This window comes from Martelella sp. AD-3 (genome assembly GCF_001578105.1).
Lineage (GTDB): Bacteria > Pseudomonadota > Alphaproteobacteria > Rhizobiales > Rhizobiaceae > Martelella.
Genome location: NZ_CP014275.1, coordinates 4,043,433 through 4,050,000 on the forward strand (window position 1 = coordinate 4,043,433; position 6,568 = coordinate 4,050,000).

Here is a 6,568-nt window from a genome sequence, read left to right on the forward strand (position 1 = left end):
GTACCGTCGAAGGCCGGGCTATTGCATTCCCTCCGGCACTTGCGCGCACTTCTTGGCAAGCATGGCGCAGACGAACCTGTGCCGTTTCGTCATGTCGGCGCGCTTTTCCACTATGTGGTGCCTAGCGGTCATGGTTCTTGCAGCTGGCATCCTGCAACGCGTGGTTCTGGAGGCGGAAGCGGATTTCCTTCGAGATCCTCGCCTTGCCGGTCACCGTCTTGAATGTCCGGCGTAGGTCCTTGCCTCAAATTTAGCAAGGAAGACGTCCACGAAACATTGGACCATTCACCTTCCAGCCTCACGGAGCGACGCAGCAATATCGCTGATCGAGCGAAACAGGACCAGTCCATCATCTCTGGCAGGCTCAAATCCTCGACGCTGCCAGAATTCGGCAGCCTCCCCGTCGACGGCGTTGACCATCAATGCCCGCCCACCGATCAGCGATGCGGCCTGAACGCAGCGTTGGAGGGCGTGCTTCACAAGGCCAGTCCCGATGCCCAACCCTGCCGAGCCGATATCGGTCGCGAGCTGGCCAAGCAGCATGCAGGGAATTGGATTAGGGGGCTGCCCCGTCCGGATGGAGCGCGGTAGCACCGATGGCACAACGGCTGTTGGTGCAAGGCCGTAATAACCCACCACACGCCCTGCCTCATGCACGACGAGAACGGCGGTAAAGCCCTTCTGCTGATTGGAGAGCGCGCGGGTTTTCAGCCAGCGGTCGAGCGTCGGATTGCCACAGGTAAACTCAGAAACATCGTGGGCGGCGGAAAGCGGCTCGGGTCCTGAAAGCAGCAAGGGATTACCGCTTCGCCGCGTAGCCGGGCTCCCACGGCGCAGGCCGCTTCAGCACTTCAACCATCTCCGGAACAGGAGCGGCCGGGCGCGACAGCACATCCATGAACTGAGCAAAGCCTTCCGGGCTCATCCGGATCAGGCCCTGCTCCATGACGACCTCCTCGGCCGCGCGCACAGCGGCATCTCGCACGAAATCGGTGCGCGAACGGCCGCGCAGGCTGGCGGCACGATCGATCATGGCAACATCGGCCTCGGGCAGACGCATTGAGATAGGATATTCCTTGCGTTCGGCAGTGTTGGCCATGGCGATTCTCCTTGGTCGGAAGATGGCATCTTGTATCTCTAAATACAATACGATAAAGTCGCATCCACAAGCAACAGCTTCCGATGGGGTAGTATCGAGGCGAAAGATGACGGCGACAGCGATCGATTCCGACAGGTCATTTCACTATGCCACGGCACGCCAGACCACGCCGCCGCACGCCATGACACGCGTCGGCATACTGATCGCCGCCAAATGTTCGCCCGTAAATTCCATTGCTTATACCGGGCACGGGACGAATGCTGTCAGTTATGACCTTGCGAGCCTCACAAAACACAGCAAAGATGACAGGAGCCGAGCGCGAAGCGCTGCTCGAATCTTTGCTGCTGGACGCGCCGGAGTTGACGTTTACGCCGCGCGGCAGTCCCGACCCTCGCCTTCTGCGTCTGGTCGGCATCCTGGCAAAGCAGGCGGCACGGGAATGCTTTGCCGAGGAAGTGAAGTTATCCAGGCAAAGGAGGAAGCGCACCTCCTGATGCGGATGGGAGCAATGTTTTGAAAGTCGCGATCTACGCCCGTTATTCTTCTGACAATCAACGCGACGCTTCCATTGCCGACCAACTTCGCATGTGCCGCCTCCATGCCGAAAAGCAAGGCTGGCACGTCATCGAAGAATATACCGACCACGCAATCTCCGGCGCTTCGCTGATCCGTCCGGGCATCCAGGCTCTGATGACCGACGCCATGGCCGGTCGCTTCGACGTGATCCTCTCAGAGGCTATGGATCGCCTCTCGCGTGATCAGGAAGACATCGCCGGAATCTTCAAACGCGTGTCCTATGCGGATGTGAAGATATTCACCCTGTCGGAGGGCGAGGTCAGCCATCTGCATGTCGGCCTCAAGGGCACAATGAATGCCCTCTTCCTCAAGGATCTTGCCGACAAGACCCGCCGCGGCCAGCGCGGCCGTGTCGAGGCTGGCAAATCGGGTGGCGGCAATTCCTATGGCTACGATGTGGTCAAGAAGCTGGATGCCAATGGCGAACCCATTCGAGGCGACCGCACCATCAACGAAGACCAGGCCGCCGTCGTTCGCCGCATTTTCCGCGACTACGCGGCCGGCAAGTCGGCCAAGACCATAGCCTTTGCACTGAACAAGGACGGCATTCCGGCCCCTTCGGGCGGCGACTGGGGTTTCAGCACGATCAACGGCAACCCGAAGCGTGGCAACGGCATCCTCAATAATGAGATGTATGTCGGCAAGATCGTCTGGAACCGGCAGCGCTTCGTAAAGGACCCGAACACCGGAAAGCGGCAGGCGCGCCCCAACCCAGAATCGGAATGGGTCATCCAGGAGACACCAGAGCTCCGGATCCTCGACGACGATCTCTGGAATGCTGTGAAGGCACGGCAGGAGAAGAACAAGCTCACCCGCGACGACAACGGCTGCACGGATGTCCGCACTGTCAATCATCGGCGGCGCCCAAAATACCTCTTCTCGGGCCTCACCAAATGTTCATGCTGTGGTGGCGGGTACTCCGCGATCTCGGCAACGCTGATCGGATGCTCTACAGCTCGCAATAAGGGCACCTGTAACAACCGCGTCAATATCCGTCGCGACGAGTTGGAATCACGCGTGCTGAATGCGCTGCGCACCCGACTCGTTGACCCTGAGCTATTTGCCCATTTCTGCGAGGTGTTCACGCAAGAGATGAACCGCCTACGAATGGAAGGCCGCGCCGGTATTGCCTCAGCGGAAGCCGAGATCGCGAAGATTGATCGGGAACTCGAAACCCTGCTCAACCTGATCCTTAAAGGCGGCGCTGCCGACGCTCTCAATGCGAAGATGGTGAGCTTGGAAAAGCGGAAGAAGGAACTGGAACTGTTCCTGGCCGAAGCTGACGAGCCGCCGGCCCTGTTGCACCCGAGCATGGCGCTGCAATACCGCAAGCGCATCCAGCAGCTCTACGACTCGCTTCAGGATGAAGAAGAGGGCAAGCGGGTAGAGGCAGCCGACACCATTCGCTCGTTGGTAGATCAGATCGTGCTGACGCCTGTTGAGGGCAAGGTGGAGATCGACGTTCAAGGCGATCTTGCTGGAATACTTACGATTTCCGCACAAACGAAAAACCCCGCCTCGGGGGCGGGGTCTTCGCAAGTAAAGATGGTTGCGGGGGCAGGATTTGAACCTGCGGCCTTCAGGTTATGAGCCTGACGAGCTACCGGGCTGCTCCACCCCGCGTTATTTCTGAGCTTCCGGGGAATGGTTGCAGACGGTTGGTCTTGCGCTTTGCCCGGAATTTTGTTTGTCGGTGCTTGGAAGTTTTGCTTCCTGCGGGCCGGAGGGCTACTCGAGCCCGCGTTGTTTCGTGTTTGTTGCGGCAATGCAAAAAGCCGCTTTGGGGGCGGCTTGAGATCGGCAGTCGCCGTTATGAGAAGATATTGAGCTGCATTTGGCAGACCTGGCAGCGACTTACTCTCCCGTGCCTTAAGACAAAGTACCATCAGCGCTGGGGCATTTCACGGCCGTGTTCGGAATGGGAACGGGTGTTAAGGACCCCGCCATAGCCACCAGGTCGGCCAAATGCAGCATGTTTTCGAGAAGCTGGAGTTTGTTCTGTCCTCACGCTGACGCGGCTTGCGCCGCTTCGCTCCGGACGGGGCGGCGCATCAGCGCCGGCGGCCGGTCGGCCTTGCGAAGCCTGTCGGCTTCGACCTTCCCCTGCGATGCAGAAGAAAGGATACAAGGTCGTGAGGTCTGTTGTTGTATTGGCGCTTCGCCAGTCAGCAGTCGCAATGACTGCCGGGGGACGACCCTCAGCAGCTTGCCTGCGTCGCGAAGCGGCCCGTCCGGAGCGCAGCGGCCAAAGGCCGCGACAGCGTCAGGACAAAAAGATCATGTCTTCGGCGAAGCCGATGAACATGAACAATGAGAACGATCAAGCCAATCGAGCGATTAGTACCGGTAAGCTTCACACATTGCTGCGCTTCCACACCCGGCCTATCAACGTTGTCGTCTACAACGGCTCTGATAGGGAACACTCGTTTTCAGGTTGGTTTCCCGCTTAGATGCCTTCAGCGGTTATCCATTCCGTATATAGCTACCCTGCTATGCGGCTGGCGCCACAACAGGTCCACCAGAGATACGTCCATCCCGGTCCTCTCGTACTAGGGACAGATCCTGTCAATATTCCTACACCCACGGCAGATAGGGACCGAACTGTCTCACGACGTTCTGAACCCAGCTCACGTACCGCTTTAATTGGCGAACAGCCAAACCCTTGGGACCTGCTCCAGCCCCAGGATGCGATGAGCCGACATCGAGGTGCCAAACAACCCCGTCGATATGGACTCTTGGGGGTCATCAGCCTGTTATCCCCGGCGTACCTTTTATCCGTTGAGCGATGGCCCTTCCACGCGGGACCACCGGATCACTATGACCGACTTTCGTCTCTGCTCGACTTGTCAGTCTCGCAGTCAGGCGGGCTTATGCCATTGCACTCGACGACCGATTTCCGACCGGTCTGAGCCCACCATCGCGCGCCTCCGTTACTCTTTAGGAGGCGACCGCCCCAGTCAAACTACCCACCATACACTGTCCCGGATCCGGATGACGGATCGCGGTTAGACATCCACGAAGATAAGGGTGGTATTTCAAGGATGGCTCCACAAGAACTGGCGTCCCTGCTTCAAAGCCTACCACCTATCCTACACATGCCTTGGCGAATGCCAGTGTAAAGCTATAGTAAAGGTGCACGGGGTCTTTCCGTCTGACCGCAGGAACCCCGCATCTTCACGGGGAATTCAATTTCACTGAGTCTGCGTTGGAGACAGCGGGGAAGTCGTTACGCCATTCGTGCAGGTCGGAACTTACCCGACAAGGAATTTCGCTACCTTAGGACCGTTATAGTTACGGCCGCCGTTTACTGGGGCTTCGATTCAATGCTTGCACATCTCCTCTTAACCTTCCAGCACCGGGCAGGCGTCAGACCCTATACGTCGTCTTAAAGACTTCGCAGAGCCCTGTGTTTTTGATAAACAGTCGCTACCCCCTGGTCTGTGCCACCCTCCGATACTTGCGTATCAAAGGGTCACGCTTCTTCCGAAGTTACGCGTGCAATTTGCCGAGTTCCTTCAACGCAGTTCTCTCAAGCGCCTTGGTATACTCTACCTGACCACCTGTGTCGGTTTCGGGTACGGTCTCACGACGGGGCTATTTCCTGGAACCGCTCCACCGCACACTCAATCCAATAAGAATGTACGATTTGTGCAATCCGTCACCACCGCCTGGCCCACGAATATTAACGTGGTTCCCATCGACTACGCGTTTCCGCCTCGTCTTAGGGGCCGGCTAACCCTGCTCAGATTAACTTTAAGCAGGAACCCTTGGTCTTTCGGCGAGAGGGTCTCTCACCCTCTTTATCGTTACTCATGTCAACATTCGCACTTCCGATACCTCCAGGACCCCTCACGGGTATCCCTTCATCAGCCTACGGAACGCTCCGCTACCACGTGGATAAATCCACATCCTCAGCTTCGGTGCATGGCTTGAGCCCCGGTACATTTTCGGCGCAAAGACCCTTATTTAGACCAGTGAGCTGTTACGCTTTCTTTAAATGATGGCTGCTTCTAAGCCAACATCCTGGTTGTTTTGGGATCCTCACATCCTTTCCCACTTAGCCATGACTTGGGGACCTTAGCTGGAGGTCAGGGTTGTTGCCCTTTTCACGACGGACGTTAGCACCCGCCGTGTGTCTGCTGAACAGTACTCTTCGGTATTCGCAGTTTGGTTAGGATCAGTAAGACGGTGAGTCCCCATAGCCCATCCAGTGCTCTACCCCCGAAGGTATTCATTCAACGCTCTACCTAAATAGATTTCGCGGAGAACCAGCTATCTCCGAGTTTGATTGGCCTTTCACCCCTAGCCACAAGTCATCCCAATCTATTGCAACAGATGCGGGTTCGGTCCTCCAGTTGGTGTTACCCAACCTTCAACCTGCTCATGGCTAGATCACTCGGTTTCGGGTCTAATGCATCTAACTCAATCGCCCTATTAAGACTCGCTTTCGCTGCGCCTCCACCTACCGGCTTAAGCTTGCTAGATACACTAAGTCGTTGACCCATTATACAAAAGGTACGCCGTCACCCTTGCGGGCTTCGACTGTTTGTAGGCATCCGGTTTCAGGTTCTCTTTCACTCCCCTTGTCGGGGTGCTTTTCACCTTTCCCTCACGGTACTGGTTCGCTATCGGTCATGCACGAGTACTTAGGCTTGGAGCGTGGTCGCCCCATGTTCGAACAGGATTTCACGTGTCCCGCCCTACTCAAGGACAATGATTGTTCTACGCATACGGGGCTATCACCCATCTCGCCAGGCTTCCCAACCTGTTCTGCTTTATTCATCATTGCCACTGGCCTCATCCGCGTTCGCTCGCCACTACTTGCGGAGTCTCGATTGATGTCCTTTCCTACGGGTACTTAGATGTTTCAGTTCCCCGCGTTCGCTTCTTAAC

Annotated in this window: 4 protein-coding genes, 1 tRNA gene, 2 rRNA genes and 2 pseudogenes (1 of these 9 running past the window's edge); 2 read left to right on the top strand and 7 right to left on the bottom strand. The window is 57.0% G+C overall.

The genetic code is table 11. The features are described 5' to 3' along the window. Window positions 1-18: 18 nt before the first annotated feature. The 3 genes and pseudogenes from AZF01_RS24685 to AZF01_RS18645 form a co-directional block, all read right to left on the bottom strand. Window positions 19-241, bottom strand: a pseudogene (locus AZF01_RS24685) (site-specific integrase); the annotation flags it as partial. 44 nt (window positions 242-285) lie between these two features. Continuing rightward, window positions 286-795, bottom strand: a complete 510-nt coding sequence (locus AZF01_RS18640) for a GNAT family N-acetyltransferase (RefSeq protein ID WP_024707725.1) — start codon at window positions 793-795, stop codon at window positions 286-288. A 4-nt stretch (window positions 796-799) separates the two neighbouring features. Next, window positions 800-1,099 (bottom strand): DUF1778 domain-containing protein, encoded by a 300-nt coding sequence (locus AZF01_RS18645; protein WP_024707726.1) that lies wholly within the window; start codon window positions 1,097-1,099, stop codon window positions 800-802. Window positions 1,100-1,356: 257 nt separating this feature from the next. Between AZF01_RS18645 and AZF01_RS18650 the strand changes: the two genes are divergently transcribed. Beyond that, a complete protein-coding gene (locus tag AZF01_RS18650; RefSeq protein WP_223805139.1) occupies window positions 1,357-1,593 on the top strand; it encodes a hypothetical protein in 237 nt (78 codons plus the stop codon). A gap of 19 nt (window positions 1,594-1,612) precedes the next feature. Continuing rightward, window positions 1,613-2,698 (top strand): annotated as a pseudogene (locus AZF01_RS24545) (recombinase family protein); the annotation flags it as partial. A gap of 108 nt (window positions 2,699-2,806) precedes the next feature. Here the strand turns inward: AZF01_RS24545 and AZF01_RS24550 are convergent. The 4 genes from AZF01_RS24550 to AZF01_RS18670 form a co-directional block, all read right to left on the bottom strand. After that, window positions 2,807-3,142 (bottom strand): hypothetical protein, encoded by a 336-nt coding sequence (locus AZF01_RS24550; protein ID WP_024707729.1) that lies wholly within the window; start codon window positions 3,140-3,142, stop codon window positions 2,807-2,809. Window positions 3,143-3,221: 79 nt separating this feature from the next. After that, window positions 3,222-3,298, bottom strand: a tRNA-Met gene (locus AZF01_RS18660). 218 nt (window positions 3,299-3,516) lie between these two features. Continuing rightward, a 5S ribosomal RNA gene (gene rrf, locus AZF01_RS18665) occupies window positions 3,517-3,632 on the bottom strand. Between the two features lie 359 nt (window positions 3,633-3,991). After that, window positions 3,992-6,568 (bottom strand): 23S ribosomal RNA (locus AZF01_RS18670) (it continues 502 nt past the right edge of the window).

Excerpts from the sequence above, each read along its gene's own strand:
- AZF01_RS18650 (WP_223805139.1), top strand. The coding sequence starts at position 1,357 with ATGCTGTCAGTTATGACCTTGCGAGCCTCACAAAACACAGCAAAGATG.
- AZF01_RS18645 (WP_024707726.1), bottom strand. The coding sequence starts at position 1,099 with ATGGCCAACACTGCCGAACGCAAGGAATATCCTATCTCAATGCGTCTG.